We start from the raw sequence: 21605 nt of genomic DNA, 5'->3' as shown, positions 1-21605 counted from the left end.
AGTCTTCCCTGTGCCAACTGAAGCTTGGCTTCAGTGCGCAGTCCGCCACAGGCGGACGAAGCAAATGCGGAGTTAAAAATGGCCCGTCACCTCAAGGTAGCAACAACCGAAACCAAAGAGACCAGCGCTATCCCGCGGGAGAAGCTCCTTTCGATGTATTATTACCTCCTCCTGACCCGGGAATTGGAAAACCGGGTTCTGACACTTTATCAGAACCAGAACCCTATGGATCCGTTGATCGTTGGGAAGGGGTATCTCTCGACGGGTCAGGAGGCGATCTCTGTCGGGAGTGCCTCGACACTGGAAACCGAAGACTGGTACTGCGCCTCACACCGGGATATGGGGGCCCATCTGGTCCGTGGATTCACCCCCAGGGAAATTTTCCTTCAATACGGATGCCGGGAAGGGTCCCCCACAAACGGCAAGGATGGCAATGTCCACTTCGGCGATACCAAACGGCATATGATCAGCTTTATCTCTCATATGGGTTCCAATCTGCCCGTCGGCAACGGGGTTGCCGCGGCCGCCCTTTATAAGGGAGAAAAAAGCGTGGTCATCGCCCCCTTTGGGGACGGGGCCTCTTCTCAGGGAGTCATCCATGAAACGATGAATTACGCCGGTGTCTTCAGGCTCCCTGTTGTCTTCGTCCTGAATAACAATCAGTGGGCGATTTCTACCCCCTTGAGCCAGCAGACAGCGGCCAAGAATCTTTATGACAGGGCGATCGGCTATGGATTTGCCGGCAAGGCGGTCGATGGCAATAATATTATCGAGGTCTATCGCGCCGTCAAGGAGGGGGTGGACAGGGCACGGAGTGGTGCGGGGCCAACCCTGATCGAGTGCCGAACGATGCGTCTCGCCGGTCACGGAACTCATGACCCGGCCACCTATATTCCCAAAGAGCAGCTGGAGGCCTGGAAGAAAAAAGACCCGATCCCCACTTTCAGAAACTACCTGACAGAAAATAATATCCTCTCCAATGAGGCAGATAGAAAAGTCCAGGAGAGGGTTCAGACGGAGATTGATGATGCGGTTGAGTATGCCCGGTGCCGGCCGATGATCGGCCCGTCTCCGGAACTGTATCAAGTTTTTTCGAAACCTTAACCTTCCTATGAGACAACTTTTTTACGGAGAAGCGATCCGGGAGGCGGTCCGTCAGGAGATGCGGGCCGATGAAAGGGTCTACATCCTTGGCGAAGATGTCGCTGTTTATGGCGGTGTTTATGGAATTTCCAAGGGGTTATTTGAAGAGTTCGGACCAAAGCGGGTGAAAAACACGCCGCTTTCTGAAACGGCGATTATCGGAGAGGCCATCGGGGCTTCGATTAACGGTCTTCGACCGGTTGCCGAGATGCAATTTTCCGATTTTATCACCACGGCCCTCTCCACCCTCCTGGATGTAGCCGCCCCTTTCTACTTCCGTCTGGGGACAAACCTTCCGTTCGTCCTCCGGTGCCCTTTTGGCGGGGGACAGAGGATCGGACCCTATCATTCCAAATGCCCCGAGGCCTGGCTTTTCCATACGCCGGGGCTCAAAATCGTTACCCCCTCGACCCCCTATGACGCCAAAGGGATGTTGATCGCCGCGATCCGCGACCCTGACCCGGTCGTCTACTTTGAACACAAGAAACTCTATTATGAACTCAAAGGGGAAGTACCTGAGGAGAGTTACGAAGTCCCCCTGGGAAAGGCGGCCGTTATCCGTGAAGGAAGGGATATCAGCCTTATCAGTTACGGAGGAATGATCCACACCGCCTTGAAGGCGGCGGGGTTTTTGGAAAAGGAGGGGATCTCCCTGGAGGTGGTGGACCTCCGATCTCTCTGCCCCCTGGACGAAGAGACAATGATCCGCTCCTTCAAGAAAACCAATAAAATAATCTTCCTCCACGAAGCCTGGATGCGAGGGGGTGTTGGGGCCGAACTACTCTCTATTATCTGCGAAAAGGCATTTGACCATCTGGCGGCCGCTCCTGTGCGGATTGCCGCAAAGGATACCCCTGTCCCCTACTCCCCGCTCCTGGAGGATGACTACCTTCCTTCTGTCGATAAGATTATCGACGCGGCGAGAAAGTTGAAGAGGTCCTGACATGCTCCTGGCCCTGCCAATGCCAGCGATGGGGGAATCGATCCGCGAAGGACTCCTGGTCCGGTGGATCAAGAAGGAAGGCCAGAGGGTGGCCGAAAAGGAACCGATCGTTGAGTTGGAAACGGAGAAGGCGGTCTCCGAGTATGAGTCCCCTTTTGAAGGGAAACTGATTGAATGTCTCGTTTCAGAAAGCCAGAAGGTCCCGATTGGGACCTCCTTGGCAGTCTTTGAGGTCACCGAAGAGAAGGCCAAAAAATACCTTTCTCTGGGTATCGGTATCCGATACGATACTAAAATAGTACCTGCTTCATCCGCGATACCTGCAGAATCTGGCATGAGACTTCCTCCTCTTCTCCGGAAAATTATTGAAGAGCACAAACTCTCGGATGACGAGGTAAAAACCCTGACAGACGGCGGCCGGCTCACCAAGGAAGATCTCCTTCACTATATTGAGACCCGAAAAAAAGGACCGCCCCTCTCTGAAATGATCACTCTCAGTCCGGTCCGTTTGAGAATTGCCGAAAACATGAGCCAAAGCAAAAGAACCATCCCCCACGCCGGGGCCATGGTCGAGGTGGACCTGACCCCCCTGGAAGAATGGCGCCGGGCAAACAAAGAGGCCTTCAAGAAGAAAACCGGTTCTTCCATCGGCTACCTGCCTTTCGTCATGATCGCCGCCATCAAGGCCTTAAAAAAGTTTCCTGTCTTTAATGGCTCTTTTAAGGAAGAAGCTGGGAAAAAGTGGCTGGAGATCTATAAACAACACAACATCGCCTTTGCCCTTTCGACCCCCCAAGGGTTGTTTGCCCCGGTGATCCATAACGCCGGCGCGATCGGTTTTATTGCACTTTCCAAAAAGATCGAAGAGCTCAAAAAGAAGGGGCCAGAGGGGAAGTTTGCCGTTGGGGAGCTGACGGGGGCAACATTTACCGTCAATAACCCGGGGGCCCTCGGCAGTGTCCGCTCCAATCAGATCATTGCCTACCCCCAAACGGGGATCCTTGCGATCGGTAAACTGGTCCGACGCCCATGGGTCGTGAACAATACCATCGTTATTCGACAAATCGCCTGTCTGGACTTTTCGTTTGATCACCGCGCCGCCGACGGGAACGAGGCGGTACAGTTCCTCGAAGAGGTCCGCAAGAACCTGGAACAGTTCAATTTGAGAGAGATTTTCTAAAAGCCAAAGATAAGATTCCAGGCAATCCGCCGGGATTCCTTTTGATGGGTCGTCGCCCCTACTTCCTGACCATAGGTCGCAAATTCCAGTTTGCCGTATTTGAGATCCGCCGTCAAACCACCGGTAACATACCCCTGATAGGCCCCGGCGCGAACAGCGGTATGGAAGAAACCGAGCGGGGGTAATTCAACCTCGTAACCAACCGCCAGTTTTGTCAGGAATTCGGACGACTGGTTGAGTTCCCGGAAATCAACCGCAAAATGACTGCCAAGACCGTCACCAAGGGGCAATGTCGGGTGGAGGGCAAAGCCGGTGCTGACCGATTGTTGCGTGTTGGAGACATTCCCTGAGAATCGGGTGTTGCCGATATCCTGATAGGTCAGACCAACGGTCGGCTTCAAATAGTCCAGGATCTTGTTTTCCATCGTCGGAATCTTTCCCTTTAACCCGAGATCAACACCAACCCCTGTCCCGCGCTCAAGGGTAACACCCAGGTCATTGGTATTCAGGATATCGTCCGAGGTGACCACCTCGCTAATTTCAAGACGGTGCAAAACTTTAAGATTGAGCCCTACCTGAAGCTGGTCATCCAAGAAGCCGTAGGCCCCTCCGATCACCCCTCCCCCATCGGAGCGGGAGAAGATCTCAAAATTGGTGAAGGCGGCATTCCGAAACGAGATCGTCGTCCGGGTATCCACAATCATCGCAACGCTAAACCACTGGTGATTGACCATCGCCGGGATGACACGGGCATTGACGGAATCAAAATCCCCGATCCGGGTCTGGACAAAGGTGTTAAAGGCGTTAATCTTCCCCTCTGTTGTCGCCGCCGCCTTGATATCGTCCTTGAGTTGGAGGACATCAAAGATCAACGGGATGGCGCCGGCAGAGATATCCCCTTGAACCCCCAAGAGATTATACCGCATCTTCTTTTCATAATCATGGATGGCCGCCGGGTTATAAAACCACTCGGATTCATCGCGAATCATCGCCGTCTGTGCCGGCAGGGCGATACCGGTATTCCCCATCCCCAACTGCCGGATCCCCTTGGCCAAGCTTGGATTTTCGGAGGCGATCGTTGTTGTTTCCGCCCAGAGACGGGGACTGATCAGAGTTAGAAGAAGGGACAAAAAGAGACCTGCAAAATAGAATAAATGTTTCATAGGACTTTTCCTCTTCCTTTGTCTATAAAAGGTCATTTGGTATCCTGTCCGCCACAGGTAGAAAGTGCTGTAGGGGTTCTCAATGTTGTGCAATCACCGAGCGAAAGCGCCCCATCACCGTTGTAATCCTGCTCCGGCATCGCGGTCCCTGAAAGGGTGCACCGCATCAGGTCTCGCAAACAAGGGGCCGTATACCCTGCCGTCGCCCCCAGGGGCGTCTGAAGGGAACAACGGCAGTAATTTTCACGGAGCGGCCTCAAGATATCATCTTTCGTGGTCCCACTGGCAATCATGTTGTTATCGGCATTGAGGAAGTCCTCTTTGACAGTGGTGGTGGTGGTAGCATCAATTTTGGCGACGTTCATGGCCCCAACGCCGGCAATCTTGACCGGCCGGATGAACGAATCAACCCCCTGAAGCATCCCCAGCTGAAAAAAAGCGGCCTTGTTGGTTTCATCCGGTGTGATACCCGTCAGCACGTCGGTGAGAGGTTTCTTCGAGGCATCGAGCTCTGCCAAGTCAATCTCTCGCCCGTTCTCGATTTCTGTATCTGTGACCAAAAGACGAAACTCCAAAAAGTCATCCTGATTGTCGTTCGTCAGGCCGGTCAGTCGTGCCCCCAGTTTGAGTGAGTTAAAACCGGCAAGACCCAAGTGGGCCGAAGACTCCAGGACAGCGGCATCGATATTGTTAGGATCCGTCGTCTGAATCTCGTCCATCTTTTCTAAGGTGGTCCGGCAACCATCAAGCGTGGTCGCATCCGTCGGCTTGCAACTGTCCATCAGGAATTTTCCCTCTTCGATCAAGGTGCCGTTCCCGCTGGCGCAGGCATAAACCAGCCCCAGGCTGACCAACAGGCCTACGATCACCCTTGTTTTTTTTCTCATAAGTCCCCTCTCGTCTTTCTCCTGCTACAATGTAAGCCAGCTACATAGCTGGCTTTTTTGACAAGGGCAAGGGTTTTTTGGTTTTTTGGTTTTTTTTACTTTTTGGGGGGTAAAGAAATATTTGACTCCGAAGAGGTTTTTAGTGGTAGAATAAGGTTCATTAAGGAGGGGGGGTTACTTATGAGAAACCAAAAGATGACCTTGAGGGCCTTGGGGGCGGTTCTGGTTGTCCTCTTGGTCGGTTGCGGTTCTTCGAGTGACACGACAACGGACGCCAATACCACGGCCAAAAATGATGCCTCCAGTGCGGAAACCAACTCCTTGACCGTTGTTTCAGACGCCATCAATACGGCCCTTAAGGCTGAGGGGAGTGCCTTGGTCAGTGCCTACACGGTGGATCAAAACAAGGCGGCCACACGTACCGTCAACAAGGATGTCGGCTGTCCCGGAAACAAGGAAGGAAGTTCAGTCACCGTAACAGGGACCGTCATTACTGATGACGATGCGGATGGAGGGGGTTCCTTTGACCTCTCGGCCGTCATCACCAACTGTCTCAGTATCAATGGAACGCCTACCGCGGTGGGCAGTTATACAGAAAGCAATGGCGTCAAGACGGCCACAGGGACACTCAACGGGACAATAACTGTCGGTGGTTGTGATACCACCTTCAGCGGCACAACGCTCTTGGTAACCGTTGATGCGACCAATACCGTGACCAGCGCACAGGTCAGCGGGTCTGCCTCGGCGACATGCGATGGGATACCAGTCAGTTGCAGCTACGCAACCCCCACTGATGTTACCAACCAGGTGGCTATCAATGCCGGTTGTAGCACTTAAAGTAAATTGAAAGATTGTTTGAAAACGCCAGCCTTTTTGGCTGGCGTTTTTGTTTGGATGAATCACCCTTTTTAAGATTTGCCTTTTGGGACCACCTTTGTTAGCAGGGTGGGTCCACAGATTATGTCAAAAAAACCCAAAAGACTGCGTTTGGGCCTCCCGAAAGGGAGCCTGCAGGAGTCGACGTTCCGGCTTTTTAAGAAGGCCGGTTTTAATATTACCGTCGGTTCGCGGGCCTATATCCCGACCATGGATGACCCTGAGATTGAGTGTCTCCTGATTCGAGCCCAAGAGATGGCCCGCTACGTCCAGGATGATCTTCTCGATATCGGATTGACCGGCCACGATTGGGTGATGGAACAGGAGGCCACTGTAGAGATCGTCAAAGAACTCCGTTACGCCAAGGCGGGACTTCGACCAATCCGTTGGGTTGTCGCTGTTCCCAATGATTCACCAATACAAACGATTCAGGATCTTCAGGGAAAAAGGATCGCCACCGAACTGGTTGGCTTTACCCAGCGTTACCTCAAAAAGAAGGGGGTGACCGCCAAGGTTGAGTTTTCCTGGGGGGCGACAGAAGTAAAACCTCCCCTTCTGGCCGATGCCATCGTCGAGTTGACGGAAACCGGCAGCTCCCTCCGGGCCAATAATTTGAGGATTGTGGAGACACTCCTTGAATCGGTCACCGTTCTTGTCGCCAACAAAAAGAGTTTTCAGGAGTCCTGGAAAAGGAGAAAGATAGAAAATATCGCGATGCTTTTGGAAGGGGCGATCATCGCGGAAGAAAAAGTTGGTTTAAAAATGAATGTCCCCAACGCCAAGCTGGATGCCGTTTTGGCCCAATTGCCGGCGCTACACACACCAACTATTTCTCCACAGTCCGACAAAAAATGGGTGGCGGTTGAAGTGATGATTGATGAAAAAAAGGTCCGTAACCTGATCCCGGAACTCAAGCGGGCCGGCGCCGAAGGAATTGTGGAGTATCCCCTGAATAAGGTAATCTACTAGTGATGAGCGAAGTTTCTTCACAAAAACCAAAAAATAAGGCCTTGGTCGAAAAAGATTCCTGTGTCGGTTGTGAATATTGCGTCCACTGGTGTCCCGTCCCGGAATGTCTCTGGATGGAGGGAGGAGAACAAGTTCAAGGAAGTCTGCCGTTGGTCCATGTGAATCTGGAGACCTGTATCGGCTGCAAATTGTGTGAACAGAATTGTCCCTATGACGCCATCCATGTCTACAAGCTGGTGCCTGATGAAATCGAGCGATTCAAGCCGGATGACGGGATCATCCCACTCCCCTATCATAAAATATAAAAAATAATTTATATTCAGTAGGTTATATTAAATAGATAAACCTAAAAATAGGTTTATAGTCTAATTGGCTTAAATATAGTCTCTATCTACCGCGTCTGAAAAATCAAAAATCTTTTGAATTTTCAAATAATTAGGCCTTATTTTCCCTTGACAGGACGCTCCTCTTTCATTTAGTATCCCACAAAGTGGTATAAAGTGGCATAAATTGGAGTAATTATGTTCCGCGGACGGTTCGAACACACCATCGATCCCAAGGGGAGGCTTTCCATCCCCTCTCGCTTTCGGGAAACCCTTGTCACCCATTATGAGGAAGAGAGACTGATCTTGACCAACTTTGATGCCTCACTCTGGGCCTACCCGCTCAAAGAATGGAAGCTGGTCGAAGAAAAAGTGGCGGCACTCCCCCAGTTCAAGAGCGAGGTCAAAACATTACAGCGTTTTTTCATCTCCGCCGCCTGTGAATGCCCCCTGGATAAACAGGGAAGAATCCTGATTCCACCAACACTCCGCGATTATTCCGGACTCTCTAAAGATGTTGTGATCGTTGGCATGACACGCCGGATTGAAATCTGGTCCAGAGAGCGATGGCAGAAAATCTTCTCCGACGCCGAACGAGATATCGAAAAAATGGGGGACAACCTTGCCAATCTCGGACTTTAAGAATTATTCTGATATTTCTGTTATTGAACCCACCGGAGAATTAGGCCGAAGAGAGATTGCCGAACTTTGCCAAACCATTGATTCCCTCCTGCAGAGCGATTGGGTTCGTATCGTTCTCAATCTTTCTCAGGTCACTCACCTCCACTATGCCGCCATCGGGCATTTGGTAAACTCCCTTCTCCATTTGAGACTGGCCGATGGTGATTTGAAATTAGCACATCTGGATCCCTACAATAAAAAAATTTTCCAGTTTGCGGGGATTCATAATTACTTCGAGACGTATGATTCTCTGGCCGAGGCCGTTTTAAGTTTTGAGAGGCCTCTTGAGGGATGAGCCTCTGTTTCAAACGAAGCACCAGCCTGTCCTCTGCGAGGAGGTTGTTTCCTATTTGAGGGTTTCCGGCGGCCAGGGTGGTTCGCCCAAGATTTATGTCGACGGGACGGTAGGAGAGGGAGGGCATGCCGCCCGGATTCTGGAGGCCAGTTTCCCCTCCGGAATCTTGATTGGTCTGGACAGAGATGAAGAGGCTATCCGTCGTGTCAGGGAGAGGTTGAACGACCTCGACAAAGAGCGCTCAAGACAAAGGATTATCCTGATGGCAGAAAGTTACTCTTCACTCCCTCTTCTCTTGGAGAAAATCGGTTTTACCAGTGTGGACGGTGTTGTTCTGGATCTCGGCCTCTCCTCCCGACAGTTGGGGGAGGCCAATCGGGGGTTCAGTTTCCAAAAAGAGGGACCCTTGGACATGAGATTTGACAACAAGACAAGACTCACTGCTGAACAGATCATCAACCGCTGGCCTGAAAACAAGATTGCTGAATGTCTCAACGAATTTGGTGAGGAAAGCTGGTCCAAGAAAATCGCCTCTGTCATCTGTCAGAGACGAAAAAAACAAAAAATCCAGACAACAACGGAGTTGGCCTCACTGGTTCGCTCAGCCATCCCCAGACAATTCCGATCCCGGAGAATTGATCCAGCCACAAAGACTTTTCAGGCTCTGCGTATCACTGTGAATCAGGAACTGAACGAATTAAAGCTGTTTCTCAATTCGCTCGAAACAGTTCTCAATGATGAAGGACGCGCCGCGGTGATCTCCTATCATTCCCTGGAAGATCGTCTGGTGAAAAATGCGTTTCGGGCCGGCGCCCAAAGAGGATTATTCTCCCTCATCACCAAAAAACCGGTGCTTCCTTCGGAACAGGAAAGGAACAGCAACCCAAGGGCCCGTTCAGCAAAACTCCGTGTCGTGGAAAAAAGGGAAAGCTTGAAATGATACAATCTCGCACAATCTTTCAGACACTCCACCATCCCATCCGTCGGGGCAACGAGTGGGGTCTCTCTCTCTTCCAGAAAAAACGGCTATTGAAAGATTTCACGGTTCTCATTGTTTCTCTCATGGTCTGCTCTCTTTTTTATGTCTGGTCACGAATCCAAACCCTTGAAAAGGGATACCGTCTTGGAGAGCTAAGAAAGACCCATGATGAATTAAAGGAAATTTATCACAGTCTCTCCCTGGAAGCCGCCACCCTCAAATCACCACAACGGCTGGAGACGATCGGCCGGGAACGTTTCGGTCTTGTTCCTCCACGAGAGAGTCAGTTGATCTTTCTTTCAGAAACCACCGGGCTTGGGGGAGATCCAAAACGATGACGAAGGAAAGGATCTTTATTCATGAAGTGGGACGTCAAGGGATCAAAAAACGGCTCCTGTTTGTCGGATTGGTCCTGACGCTGGGATTTGGCATTGTCCTTTACCGTTCCTACTCGCTCCAGGTGAGACCCCAACAGAAATTGGGTCGTCTCGCGGAACAGCAATATCAGAAAAAAGTCTCCAATGTCGTCGATCGGGGTTCAATTTATGATCGGAAAGGGGAAGAAATGGCAATTAGCGTCCCCAGTTACTCGGTGGGAGTACACCCCCGCCAGGTCAGGGAACCAGCCAAGATCGCCCAACAGCTCCAATCCCAATTGAAACTTCCCAAAAGAATCCTTTCTGGGTTGTTGAACAGTCCCCAAAAATTTGTCTGGCTCAAAAGACGCCTCTCCCCCAACGAAGCGTCCATCCTCCAAAACCCGCCAACGGATGGACTTCGTCTGATCAAGGAATCACAACGGTTTTATCCCAACAGGGAACTGGCCAGTCCCCTCCTTGGGGCTGTCGGGTACGACAACCAGGGGCTTTCCGGTCTGGAACTCTACTACGACAAGGTGCTGAAGGGAACTCCCGTACAGGAGGTCGCCTACCGGGACGCCCGTGGAGAGATCTTTGATTCACCAAAGGGTGATTCACCCAAGGGCGGGGCACCCAATGGGGTGTCGCCCAGGGCCCACCTCACCTTGACCCTGGACCAACAGATTCAGTTCGTCACAGAGAGGGAATTGCAGGCGACCGCCTCGCGATTGAAGGCCAAGGCCGGGGCCGCCGTTATCATGGACCCGACCAATGGGGCGATCCTGGCCATGGCTTCTTACCCCTCCTTTAACCCCAACAGCTACTCCTCCTATGACCTCTCCCTTTGGAAAAACAAGGCGGTGAGTGAGCTCTTTGAACCTGGCTCCACCTTCAAGACAATCGGAGCGGCGGCTGCCCTGGAATATGGCGTTGCCCGCCTTGAGGATCGTTTTTTCTGTGAAAATGGTTCGCTGAAGATCGGCAAGAACATCATCCATGATCACAATCCGTACGGCCACCTTTCCTTTCTCGAAATCCTCAAGGTCTCCTCTAATATCGGGATCTACAAGGTGGGGCAAAAGGTAGGTAGAGAACGATTCTACACAATGATCCGGGATTTTGGTTTTGGTGAAAGAACAGGAATCGATTTCCCCGGTGAGATTCAGGGAAAAATCTCCCCCCCGACAACTTGGAGCGATATTGACATGGCTGCTATTTCATTTGGGCAAGGGATCGGTGTGACAGGACTTCAAATCACCAATTCTTTTGCCACCATCGCCTCCGGTGGTCTTCGCTGGCGCCCCTACTTGGTGCAAAAGATTGTCGACGAACATGGAAAAGTGCTTCAAAACACGACGCCTCAAATCGTCAAGAGGGTTTTGAAGGAAGAGACGGCCAAGAACCTGACAGAAGTCTTAAAGAGTGTTGTTTCAGAAGAAGGGACGGGAAAGTTGGCACTCCTCCCCGGCTATACGATTGCCGGAAAAACAGGAACGGCACAAAAACTGGATCCAAAAACGAGGCGTTACTCCCACACCAAATTTTTGAGCTCGTTCGTCGGTTACCTGCCTGCCGAGGCACCACGCCTCGTAATCTTTGTAGCCATCGATGAACCGGTGGGGATCACCTATGGAGGGCAGGTCGCGGCCCCCATTTTCAAAAATATCGCCCTGGCCGCTGTCCAACATTTCGGGATCCCGCCGGATCAGGCTAAAGCCCCTATCGTAACCGATTCTGCCTCTCCTTCATCCGGTAAAATGGAATTGTTGAACAGAAGTCCTGTTGAAGAGGGGTCGCTGGCCACTATACCTGACCTGCATGGGCTTTCGATGAGGGAAGTTGTGACTCTTCTTGGAGAGCGGGGCATCAAGACGGAGATCCATGGGACTGGATTTGCCGTTAACCAGAGTTTAACGCCCGGCAAAACGGTACCCAGGGGGACGCTGTGTCAGATCACATTTCAGCCCAATTATTAGAGGATTATTCTTTGATAACCTTTGAGACCCTTATCGATCCATTACCTAAAAAAACAGCGGGAAATCTGTCTATTCCAGTTTGCGGGATTACCTGCCACTCTAAAAAGGTGCGGCCCGGTTTTATCTTTGCCGCGCTACCTGGATTAAAAACGGAAGGCAAACTCTTCATCGAGGAAGCCATTGATCGGGGTGCTGTCGGAATCTTGTCTCAGGACCCGCCTCCATCCCCCTGGAATACCCAGTTAGGTTGGGCCCAGGTCAAGGAACCGCGAAAGGCGCTCGCCCGGCTCTCTTCCAATTTCTATGGAGAACCCAGCCGCGCCCTAAAATTAATCGGCATTACCGGGACCAATGGCAAGACGACATTGACCTACCTTCTGGAATCAATCTTTGCTGCCGGCCATCAATCTTCCGGCATTATCGGAACTATTAACTACCGGTACGGGAAAAACCGCTTCACAGCCCCGACAACCACACCTGAATCGGCCGACCTCCAGGAACTCCTCGCCACCATGAAATCAGACGGCGTGCAGTATGTAGCCATGGAGGTCTCTTCCCATGCCCTTTCCCTCGACCGGGTCTCTGCCTGCCACTTTGATGTCGCCTGCTTCACCAATCTTTCACAGGACCATCTCGATTTTCATAAGGACCTCAATGACTACTTCGAGGCGAAGTGCCGTCTGTTCACCGACGTCCTGCAACAGAGCGAAAAAAAGACCCGGTTTGCCGTCCTCCCCGCCCCTGACCCCTGGGGAGAAAAGATTCAAAAAAGGATGCCGTCATCGGTCAAGGTTCTCACCTACGGCCTGGAGGCCCCTGCTCAAATCCTGGCAGAAAAAACCTCCCTCTCCAGCCGGGGGATCCGGGGCGTCATCAAAACACCTCGTGGCGAGGTGAAACTCGTCTCCCCACTCATCGGTGAACATAATCTCAAAAACATGCTGGCCGCTACCGCCTGTGCCGTTGCCCTTGAAGTCCCTTTAGAGCAGATTCAAAAAGGGCTTGAGGCCCTTTCCCTGATTCCAGGACGTCTCGAAAAAATCCAGAATAATAAAGGAATACACCTTTTTGTCGACTATGCCCACACACCAGAGGCCCTCCAAAAGGCCCTCGAGACACTCCGTTCGATCACTCATGGGCGTCTTATCGTCGTCTTCGGGTGCGGCGGTGACCGGGACGCCAAAAAGAGACCACTCATGGGGGAAGTAGCCGCCCAAGGGGCGGACCTTATCCTCCTGACCTCCGATAACCCGCGCACCGAAGACCCACAGAGTATTGTCAGGCAGATCCTCGCCGGAGTGACCAAAGCGGAAAAGGAGGCGCTTGTCATCGTCGACCGTCAGGAGGCGTTAAAAAGAGCCGTCGTTGTCGCAGAACCGGGAGATGCCGTTCTGGTCGCCGGCAAGGGGCATGAAGATTATCAGATTATCGGCACAGAAAAGAGACATTTTTCAGATCAAGAAGAATTAAGAAAAATTCTGGGGTGAACGAAAATAAGAATTGTGAATCATGAATCTTACCCAAAACGACATTTTAAAAGCTGTAAAGGGGAAATTTCTTTTTTCCGAAACAGGGAAAAGGGTCGCCGGAATCTCCACGGATACACGAACAGTCCGCAGGGGGGATCTGTTTATCCCTCTGAAGGGGGTTCACTATGAGGCCCATTCCTTTCTGGCGGAAGCATTTAAAAAGGGGGCAGTCGGGGCTCTTGTTGAAAAAAATAGCGGGAATCACCTTCGGTTCAGACACCGAGGCATTTTTCTTATCCAAGTGGTCTCGACACTCGAGGCGCTGGGGGATCTGGCCGCTTTTTGGCGAAGGCGGTTTAAGATTGCGGTCGTCGCCATTACAGGGAGCAATGGAAAGACAACAACCAAAGATATGACCTCTGCCATTCTTGGAGAAAAATACAGCGTCTTAAAAACGGAAGGGAACTTGAACAACCTGATCGGTCTGCCACAGACCCTCTTTCGCCTCACACAAAAACATGACGTGGCGGTGGTCGAAATGGGGATGAACGCCCCCGGTGAAATCGACCGTCTGGCCGAGATCGCGGCGCCCCAGATCGGTGTCATCACCAGTGTTGGGAGGGCCCATCTTCAAGGACTAGGAACCCTCCGCGCCGTGGCAAGGGCCAAAGGGGAACTCCTCCGCCATCTTCCCAAGACAGGAACTGCTGTTCTGAATGCCGATGATTCCGAGACTATTTTCCTTCAATCCCTCTGTCGTTCACGGCGGGTAACCTTTGGTTTCAAGAAAAAACCCACTTACAGGGCAAAAAAAATAAATTTCTTGGAGGACCAACTTCAATTCTCCCTGGAAAAGGGACAAAAAAAACAGGTCGTAAAACTCGCCTGTATCAGCGAGGCGGCGATCAGCAATGCCCTGGCAGCCTTGGCCGTGGGTGATCTTTTATCGGTCCCCTGGTCCCGAATGGCCAGGGCGCTTCACCGTTTTCATCCGGCCTCAAACCGGATGGAGCTCCTGTCGATCGGGTCTCAACGGGTCCTCAACGACACCTACAATGCCAATCCTGATTCGATGATCATCGCCCTTCAAACCCTCCACCGGCTTGCCTCAAAAATGGGGAGACGAAGGGTGATTCACCCAAAAGTCGCCATCCTTGGAGAAATGCTGGAATTGGGAAAATTCGAAAAAGAGGGGCACCTGGAAGTCGGCAGGATGGCCGCCCTTTGTGGTCTCGACCTACTCATCACCGTGGGCCGAAAGGCGCGGCTCATTGCTGAAGGGGCCCGAAGAGGGGGGCTTCCTCCGGAAAAAATCCACTCCTTTGATGACTATGAGGAGGCCGCCCAAGAGGTGCCCCAGCTTTTGGGCCCGAAGGATCTTATCCTCCTCAAAGGATCACGGGGGACCCGGATGGAACGATTTTTAGAACTGATCCCAAGAAAGAAGGCGACCTCTTAAATGCTCTACACCTTTCTTTACCCCTGGCACGAGACATTCAGTCTGCTGCATGTCTTTAAATACATCACCTTCCGGACCTTTGGGGGACTCTTCACCGCACTCTTTTTCTACTTCCTGATCGGCCGATGGGTCATCCGTTTTTGCCAACAGTCCCGATGGACTCAAGTTATCCGAAAAGAAGGGCCCCAGAGCCATTACCAAAAACAGGGGACCCCCACAATGGGAGGGCTTGCCATTCTTTTCGCAGTCCTTTTTTCCGCACTCCTCTGGATCGATCTGAAAAATCTCCAATTTTGGCTGTGTGCCGGACTGCTCCTCTTTTATGGATTGATCGGATTCTATGATGATTCCCGTAAAATCCGTTACGGTTCTTCACAGGGGCTCAAAGGACGGCACAAATTTCTCCTTCAGGTCATGGGAGCCCTGATTGTCGGGGTTCTCCTGGTCACCCTGTTTCCTATTGAAACGAAACTTTCCGTCCCGTTTTTCAAAAATTTCCAACCGGATCTGGGGCTCTTCTATCCCCTCTTTGCCGTCTTTGTGATTGTCGGTGCTTCCAATGCCGTCAATCTGACGGATGGTCTGGACGGACTGGCCACGGTCCCCCTGATCTTCTCGTTTGCCACTTATGGCCTCTTTGCCTACATCGCCGGTCACTTTGCCATCGCCACTTACCTCCAGATCCCTTACCTCGTCGGGACCGGCGAGCTCTCAATCTTCTGCGGAGCCATGATCGGGGCCTTACTCGGCTTTCTCTGGTTCAATACCTACCCCGCAGAAATTTTCATGGGAGACGTTGGTTCTCTCTCCCTGGGAGGGGTTCTGGGGCTGTTGGCGCTTTTGACAAAAAATGAAATTCTGCTGGCGGTGGTCGGTGGTCTGTTTGTCCTTGAGACAGTGTCGGTGATGACGCAGGTTCTCTCCTTCCGTTTGACCGGAAAGAGGATTTTCCGGATGGCTCCGATTCATCACCACTTCGAACTGAAAGGGTGGCCTGAAGCGAAGGTGAGTGTCCGTTTCTGGATCATCTCCTTCCTGTTGTCGTTGGTCGCCATCGCCACTTTAAAACTGAGGTGAGTCATGGAACTTAAGGGAAAAAAAGTTTTGGTCGTTGGGCTCGCAAAATCAGGGGTGAGTGCTGTCCGCTTCCTGACCCAGAAAGGAGCGGTGGTCACCGGTACCGATTTAAGAAAAGAGGAGGAACTGAAAGGTTCCCTCGATGCCCATTCATGGACCTCGCTCAAATCGGCCCCCGTCAAGCTGGCCCTTGGCGGTCACCCCCCCAAACTCTTTGAAGCGGCCGACCTGATCGTCCCCTCCCCCGGCGTCCCGATCGACCTCCCTGTCATTCAAAAGGCACTGAAAAAGAAAATTCCGGTCTGGGGGGAGATGGAGATCGCAAGTCGCTTTATCACCATCCCGATGATTGCCGTGACCGGAACCAATGGAAAATCAACCACGGTGACCCTGATGTATGAAATTTTGAAAAAAGGGGGGAAGCGGGTCCTTCTGGGAGGAAACATCGGGACACCGCTCCTTGATCTTGTCGAACCGGCCCGAAACAGCGATTTTGTCGTTGTGGAGGTCAGCAGTTTTCAACTGGAAACGATCCAGGCGTTTCATCCCAAGATCGCCGTTCTCCTGAATATTACGGAGGACCACCTGGACCGGTACAATCGGTTCGCCAATTACGTGAAGGCCAAGGCGAGGCTTGTGCAGAATCTGGATCGATCAGACCTGCTCATCGTCAACGCCGGAGACAAGACCTGCAGAGCTATTGCCAGAAAGACAAGGGCCAAGAAATGTCTTTTTAGTTCGGGAAAAAAGATCTCCGGTGGACTTTTTCTCAAAGATTCCGAGATCCAGTACCCGTTCGGCAAAAATCATGAAAATTATCTCGTCCGCAACAACCACTTGGCCGGCCTTCATAATAAAGAAAACATGATGGCCTCCATTGCGGTGGGAAGAACTCTTGGCGTTTCCACAGAATCGATCCAGATGACGCTGGATACCTTCCTGGGTCTTCCCCACCGGACCGAGTTTGTCCGCGAGGTCGGGGGGGTAACTTACTACAACGATTCAAAGGCAACCAACGTCAATGCCACACGAATGGCTTTGGCCGGTTTCCCTGACAAAAAAGTCCTGCTGATCGCCGGGGGAAGAGACAAGGGGTTCAATTATAAACCACTCGCCCCGTTTTTGAGAAAGAAGGTCAAACGGCTCTACCTCATTGGAGAAGCGGCTGAGAAGATTCGTCGCAATATCGGCAGTGCCGCACCGTCGGTCGTCGCGGAGACGCTGGAAAAGGCGCTCTATCTTGTCTCTGGAGACGCCTCGTGGGGGGATTCCGTTCTCCTGTCACCAGCCTGCGCCAGTTATGACCAGTTTCGAAACTATGAACACCGCGGGGAGATCTTTAAAAATCTGGTGATGCGCCTATGAGAAAGCCCTTTGACACAACCCTGTTTCTGGCCACCGTCCTCCTCGTGGGGCTCGGGATGACGATGGTCTTTTCGTCGTCAGCCATTTTTGCCAGGGAAAAATTCGGCCAGAATAGCTATTTTCTCAAAAAAGAAATCTTTTATGTCCTGATCGGTTTTGTGGGGCTTTTCGTCGCTCGAAAGATTCCCTTTGATTGGTACCGCCGTGGCATTTATCCCCTTTTCATCATCAGCCTTGGATTGCTCCTGGTCGTTTTCATTCCTTCGATTGGGCTCAAAGCCGGTGGGGCCCACCGTTGGATCAATCTCTTTTTCTTCTCCTTCCAACCCTCGGAACTGGCCAAATTGGTTTTGGTGATTTACCTCGCCTATGCGCTTTCCAAAAAGCAGGAAAAGATCCGTTCTTTCCTGATCGGTTTTGTCCCGCCAATGATTCTCTCTGGAGCCATGATTGCACCCATTCTTTTCCAGAAAGACCTGGGGAATGCCCTCCTGATGACGGCGACTGTTTTCACACTCTTCTTCGTGGCCGGGGCCCGTCTCTCTTACCTTGTCACTGAAGTCTTTTTGGCGATCCCTGCCTTCATCCTCATGATCGCCTCAGTCAATTATCGGCGCCAGAGGATTCTGGCCTTTTTGAACCCCTGGGAGCATCGCGAAACATCCGGTTTTCAGCTCATTCAGTCATTGGTCGCCTTTCAAACCGGTGGTTTCTGGGGACAAGGTCTTGGGGGAGGAAAACAAAAACTTTTTTACCTTCCCGAGGCCCACACCGATTTTATTTTTTCAGTGGTCGCCGAGGAATTGGGCTTCCTGGGAGTCTTGGGGATGCTGATCCTCTTTGGGGTCTTCCTCTACCGATCCTTCGTCATTGCCTGGAGGGCTCCTGATTTTTTTTCAACCTATCTGGCAAGCGGCATTGCCATTCTCTTTGGGCTCCAGGTTTTGCTAAATATCGGTGTCGTCATCGGGTTACTCCCGACAAAGGGGCTGACGCTCCCGTTCATCAGCTACGGGGGATCTTCACTCATCATTTCATTGATTGCGGTCGGTATCCTGCTCAACATCTCAAGCCAAGGACAGGACAATGATCACCGGAGAAAGAATTGAGTGTTCTTAAAATTATGATTGCTGGCGGCGGGACAGGAGGACATATCTTTCCGGCCTTGGCCTTGGCAGAGGCCTTTCGTGCAAGGGACCCAAAAATGGAGATCCTTTTTATCGGCACTGCCAAAGGACTGGAGCAAAAATTAGTCCCTGAAAGGGGTTACCCGATCAAATTGATCCCGGTCAAAAGACTCAAAGGGGAGTACTGGACGGACAGGATCCGAACAGTAACCGGCATCCCGAAGGCCCTCTTTGGATCAGCCCGTCTGATCAAGGGATTCCAGCCGGATCTCGTTGTCGGCGTTGGTGGTTATAGCTCAGGACCGGTCGTACTGATGGCCAAACTGATGGGGAAAAAAACCGTGCTCCAAGAACAGAATTCAGTAGCCGGTATCACCAACCGGATTCTTGGCCGCTTTGCCGACCGGGTTTTTACGCACTTCCCCGAAAGCAACCGTTTTTTCAAGAAACCGGTTTTCTGCCTCGGGAACCCGGTTCGACCGGATTTCTTGGAACAGTTCGCAAAGACTGAAAAGAGGGGCCTTCTTTTTACCGTTTTGGTCGTCGGCGGGAGTCAGGGGGCGAAAAGACTCAACGAGGCGGTAACAGGGGCACTCCGTCCCGATTTTAGAGACCGTATCCGATTCATTCACCAGACGGGAGAAAACGACTTCCGGTCGGTCGCCGAGGCCTATCACCAGGGAGGGTTCAAGGCGGAGGTTTTTCCCTTTAGCAACAAAATGGGGGAGTACTTTAAGGAAGCCGATCTCGTAATCGCCAGGGCCGGGGCAATGACAATCACCGAATTGGCTGTCTCCGGCCGCCCATCGATCCTTGTCCCCTATCCCTTTGCCGCCGACAACCATCAGCAGAAGAATGCGGAATATCTGGTCCAGGCAGGGGCGGCACGCCTTCTCCCCAACGATCAGGCTACAGGAGAAAAAATCGCAGAGATTTTCGACGAGTTTTTAAAAGACCGGGCCCTGTTGAAGACTATGGGTGAAAAGGCCAAAAATTTGGGCCGCCCCCTGGCGGCACAACAAATTGTGGAGAACTGTTGGGAATGGATACGGCATGTATAAGACCATTCAAAAGATCCATTTTGTCGGCATCGGGGGAATCGGCATGAGCGGCCTGGCCGAGATATTGATGAACTTGGGTTATCGGGTGAGCGGTTCTGATATCAAACGAACCCCTATCACCAACCGCCTCCGCCGCCGCGGCGTGAAGGTTTTCTACCAACACAAGATGCAAAACGTTGACGGTGCCCAGGTGGTTGTCACCTCCTCGGCCATTTCCAGACAAAATCCGGAAGTGCTCGAGGCAGTCCGGCACCACATCCCGGTGGTGGCCCGCGCCGAGATCCTGGCAGAATTGATGCGATTAAAATACGGTGTCGCTGTCGCGGGGACCCATGGGAAGACAACAACCACATCGCTCATCGCCGCTGTCTTGGAGGAAGGGGGGTTTGACCCGACAGTCGTGGTGGGGGGGCGTGTTCGAAGCCTCCGGTCCAACGCCAGACTGGGGAAGGGAGAGTTTCTTGTCGCCGAGGCGGATGAATCGGATGGTTCCTTTCTGAAACTTTCTCCCACAATCGCCGTTGTCACAACTATCGACCCCGAACATATGGACTACTACAGAGATTTCGCGAAGGTCAAAAGGACCTTTGCGGAGTTCTGTGCCAAGGTTCCCTTTTACGGTCTTGTCGTCTGGGGGATTGATCATCCCGTTGTCCGAACACTGGCCCATCAATTTCAGAAAAGGAGCCTGACCTACAGCCTTGGCGGAAAGATTGCCGCCGACCTCACGGCGACCCACCTGACACATAAAGAAAACCAGAGTGAAGCCCTCATCCATTTCCATGGGAAAAAGTTGGGGCGTTTGAAGCTCCAGATCCCCGGCCGTCACAACGTGAGCAATGCCCTTGCGGCCATCGCTGTTGGCCTGGAGTTGGGGATTCCTTATACCAAGATTGCCCGTGCCCTCAGGCGATTCAAAGGGATTTCCCGACGGATGGAGATTCTCTACCAGGACAAGAATACCCTCGTCATGGATGACTACGGTCATCATCCGGAAGAGATCAAGGCAACACTCCGGGCGGTGAAAGAGGGATGGGGGCGAAAAACCATCGTTATCTTTCAGCCCCATCGCTACAGCCGGACACGGGATCTCTTTGATTCCTTCCGGACCGCCTTTGGCCTGGCGGACCAGGTGATTTTGACCGACATCTATGCCGCCTCCGAGGAACCGATCCGGGGGATCACCGGAGAACGGCTGGCCCGGGCGATCAAAAATCCGAACGTCCTCTATGAACCTGATTTCGGGAAAATCATCGATTTAACAAAACAGAGGGTAGGGGCGTACGGCCATACTCCCCGACTCATTTTGACACTGGGGGCCGGTGATATCTGGAAGGTGGGGCGCGAAATCGCCCGACAACTTGAACATTAATGCAACAGACTGAACTTTCACAACTGTTTGGCGAATCGGTCCAGTTTAACGAACCACTGGCCCCCTACACCTCGATCAAGGTGGGAGGACCGGCCGACCTGTTTTTGACCCCCAAGGACAGGGATGAATTGAAACGGTTTGTCCTCTACACCCGCGAAAAAGAGATCCCACTCTTCATTCTGGGGGCCGGATCCAATCTCCTTATTCGTGATGGAGGGATCCGCGGGGCTGTGATTTTCCTTAAAAATTTCAGCCATGTTGAACTCATTTCGGAAACTTTTCTCACCGCAGAGGCTGGCCTCTTCGTCCCCAAACTGGTTGAATGGACAGCGAGTCAGGGACTGACTGGTCTGGAACCGTTGATCGGTGTGCCAGGCTCCTTGGGGGGCGCCATCGCCATGAATGCCGGGACACGCCAAGGAGAAATCGGTTCTCTCGTGGAAGAGGTCACCGGACTCACCAAAGAAGGGGAAGAAGTAAGAATTCCTAAATCAAAACTGGAGTTCAAATACCGTTCCTCCAAGATCCCACGAGGGGTGGTGATCCTCTCAGCCATCTTAAAATTGGAAAAGGGGGAGAGAACCGAGATTGAGAACCGGATCCGTGAGTTCAAGGAGTACCGATTAAAGACACAACCCCTGAATTATCCCAATTTAGGATCCGTTTTTAAAAACCCGCTCCCAGGGTTCGCGGGGCAGATGATTGAAGAGGCGGGCCTCAAGGAGGTCCGGATCGGCAACGCCCGGATTTCGCCAAAACATGCCAACTTTATCATTAATGAAGGGGGGGCCACCGCGAAGGATATCCAGATTCTGATCAACCTGGTGAAAGACAAGGTCAAAGACCGATTTAGTGTGAATTTAGAACCCGAGGTAAAAATTGTCGGGGAGGAAAGATAATA

The 21605-nt window shown here is 52.1% G+C and carries 21 protein-coding genes; 19 read left to right on the top strand and 2 right to left on the bottom strand.

Going from position 1 to position 21605, the window contains the following annotated elements; all coding sequences use genetic code 11:
* Positions 1-78 precede the first annotated feature (78 nt).
* From HYS22_06370 to HYS22_06360, 3 genes are read left to right on the top strand one after another with little or no spacing between them, the layout of a single operon-like run.
* Positions 79-1104, top strand: a complete 1026-nt coding sequence (locus HYS22_06370) for a thiamine pyrophosphate-dependent dehydrogenase E1 component subunit alpha (protein ID MBI1909777.1) — start codon at positions 79-81, stop codon at positions 1102-1104.
* A 7-nt stretch (positions 1105-1111) separates the two neighbouring features.
* Positions 1112-2086 (top strand): alpha-ketoacid dehydrogenase subunit beta, encoded by a 975-nt coding sequence (locus HYS22_06365; protein MBI1909776.1) that lies wholly within the window; start codon positions 1112-1114, stop codon positions 2084-2086.
* 1 nt (position 2087) lies between these two features.
* Positions 2088-3266: a 2-oxo acid dehydrogenase subunit E2 gene (locus tag HYS22_06360; protein ID MBI1909775.1), complete on the top strand. Its 1179-nt coding sequence runs from the start codon at positions 2088-2090 to the stop codon at positions 3264-3266.
* Here the strand turns inward: HYS22_06360 and HYS22_06355 are convergent.
* Positions 3263-4429: a hypothetical protein gene (locus HYS22_06355; GenBank protein MBI1909774.1), complete on the bottom strand. Its 1167-nt coding sequence runs from the start codon at positions 4427-4429 to the stop codon at positions 3263-3265. The genes HYS22_06360 and HYS22_06355 overlap by 4 nt on opposite strands.
* 32 nt (positions 4430-4461) lie before the next feature.
* On the bottom strand, positions 4462-5316 hold the full coding sequence (locus HYS22_06350) for a hypothetical protein (protein ID MBI1909773.1): 855 nt from the start codon (positions 5314-5316) through the stop codon (positions 4462-4464).
* Positions 5317-5496: 180 nt separating this feature from the next.
* Here HYS22_06350 and HYS22_06345 point away from each other — a divergent pair, with 180 nt between their 5' ends.
* The 16 genes from HYS22_06345 (at position 5497) to murB (ending at position 21603) form a co-directional block, all read left to right on the top strand.
* Positions 5497-6153 carry a hypothetical protein gene (locus HYS22_06345; protein MBI1909772.1) on the top strand — a complete coding sequence of 219 codons (657 nt, stop codon included), beginning with the start codon at positions 5497-5499 and terminating at the stop codon, positions 6151-6153.
* 123 nt (positions 6154-6276) lie between these two features.
* Entirely contained in the window at positions 6277-7161 is an 885-nt protein-coding gene (locus HYS22_06340) for an ATP phosphoribosyltransferase (GenBank protein ID MBI1909771.1), read from the top strand.
* 2 nt (positions 7162-7163) lie between these two features.
* Positions 7164-7466 carry a 4Fe-4S dicluster domain-containing protein gene (locus tag HYS22_06335; GenBank protein MBI1909770.1) on the top strand — a complete coding sequence of 101 codons (303 nt, stop codon included), beginning with the start codon at positions 7164-7166 and terminating at the stop codon, positions 7464-7466.
* A gap of 216 nt (positions 7467-7682) precedes the next feature.
* Entirely contained in the window at positions 7683-8126 is a 444-nt protein-coding gene (mraZ, locus tag HYS22_06330) for a division/cell wall cluster transcriptional repressor MraZ (protein MBI1909769.1), read from the top strand.
* A complete protein-coding gene (locus HYS22_06325) occupies positions 8107-8460 on the top strand; it encodes an STAS domain-containing protein (protein ID MBI1909768.1) in 354 nt (117 codons plus the stop codon). The genes mraZ and HYS22_06325 overlap by 20 nt, the downstream gene beginning before the upstream one ends.
* Entirely contained in the window at positions 8450-9400 is a 951-nt protein-coding gene (rsmH, locus tag HYS22_06320; GenBank protein MBI1909767.1) for a 16S rRNA (cytosine(1402)-N(4))-methyltransferase RsmH, read from the top strand. Before HYS22_06325 ends, rsmH begins: the two co-directional genes overlap by 11 nt.
* On the top strand, positions 9397-9777 hold the full coding sequence (locus tag HYS22_06315; protein MBI1909766.1) for a cell division protein FtsL: 381 nt from the start codon (positions 9397-9399) through the stop codon (positions 9775-9777). The genes rsmH and HYS22_06315 overlap by 4 nt, the downstream gene beginning before the upstream one ends.
* A complete protein-coding gene (locus HYS22_06310) occupies positions 9774-11774 on the top strand; it encodes a transpeptidase family protein (GenBank protein ID MBI1909765.1) in 2001 nt (666 codons plus the stop codon). The genes HYS22_06315 and HYS22_06310 overlap by 4 nt, the downstream gene beginning before the upstream one ends.
* Entirely contained in the window at positions 11744-13261 is a 1518-nt protein-coding gene (locus HYS22_06305; protein ID MBI1909764.1) for a UDP-N-acetylmuramoyl-L-alanyl-D-glutamate--2,6-diaminopimelate ligase, read from the top strand. Before HYS22_06310 ends, HYS22_06305 begins: the two co-directional genes overlap by 31 nt.
* Before the next feature lie 22 nt (positions 13262-13283).
* Positions 13284-14702, top strand: a complete 1419-nt coding sequence (gene murF / locus HYS22_06300) for a UDP-N-acetylmuramoyl-tripeptide--D-alanyl-D-alanine ligase (protein ID MBI1909763.1) — start codon at positions 13284-13286, stop codon at positions 14700-14702.
* Positions 14703-15779: a phospho-N-acetylmuramoyl-pentapeptide-transferase gene (locus tag HYS22_06295; protein MBI1909762.1), complete on the top strand. Its 1077-nt coding sequence runs from the start codon at positions 14703-14705 to the stop codon at positions 15777-15779. It abuts the gene before it with no gap.
* A 3-nt stretch (positions 15780-15782) separates the two neighbouring features.
* Positions 15783-17144 (top strand): UDP-N-acetylmuramoyl-L-alanine--D-glutamate ligase, encoded by a 1362-nt coding sequence (locus tag HYS22_06290; protein MBI1909761.1) that lies wholly within the window; start codon positions 15783-15785, stop codon positions 17142-17144.
* Positions 17141-18253: a putative lipid II flippase FtsW gene (ftsW, locus tag HYS22_06285; GenBank protein MBI1909760.1), complete on the top strand. Its 1113-nt coding sequence runs from the start codon at positions 17141-17143 to the stop codon at positions 18251-18253. The genes HYS22_06290 and ftsW overlap by 4 nt, the downstream gene beginning before the upstream one ends.
* The gene (murG, locus tag HYS22_06280; GenBank protein MBI1909759.1) at positions 18250-19332 is read left to right on the top strand and encodes an undecaprenyldiphospho-muramoylpentapeptide beta-N-acetylglucosaminyltransferase; all 1083 of its coding nucleotides are present in this window, start codon (positions 18250-18252) and stop codon (positions 19330-19332) included. The genes ftsW and murG overlap by 4 nt, the downstream gene beginning before the upstream one ends.
* The gene (locus HYS22_06275) at positions 19325-20704 is read left to right on the top strand and encodes a UDP-N-acetylmuramate--L-alanine ligase (protein ID MBI1909758.1); all 1380 of its coding nucleotides are present in this window, start codon (positions 19325-19327) and stop codon (positions 20702-20704) included. Before murG ends, HYS22_06275 begins: the two co-directional genes overlap by 8 nt.
* Entirely contained in the window at positions 20704-21603 is a 900-nt protein-coding gene (murB, locus tag HYS22_06270) for a UDP-N-acetylmuramate dehydrogenase (protein ID MBI1909757.1), read from the top strand. The genes HYS22_06275 and murB overlap by 1 nt, the downstream gene beginning before the upstream one ends.
* The last annotated feature ends 2 nt before the right edge of the window (positions 21604-21605 follow it).

Source organism: Deltaproteobacteria bacterium (assembly GCA_016177765.1).
In the GTDB taxonomy this organism is placed as follows: domain Bacteria; phylum UBA10199; class UBA10199; order JACPAL01; family JACOUP01; genus JACOUP01.
Note: the sequence above shows the minus strand (reverse complement) of the source record. Positions and strands in the feature narration are given on the sequence as shown.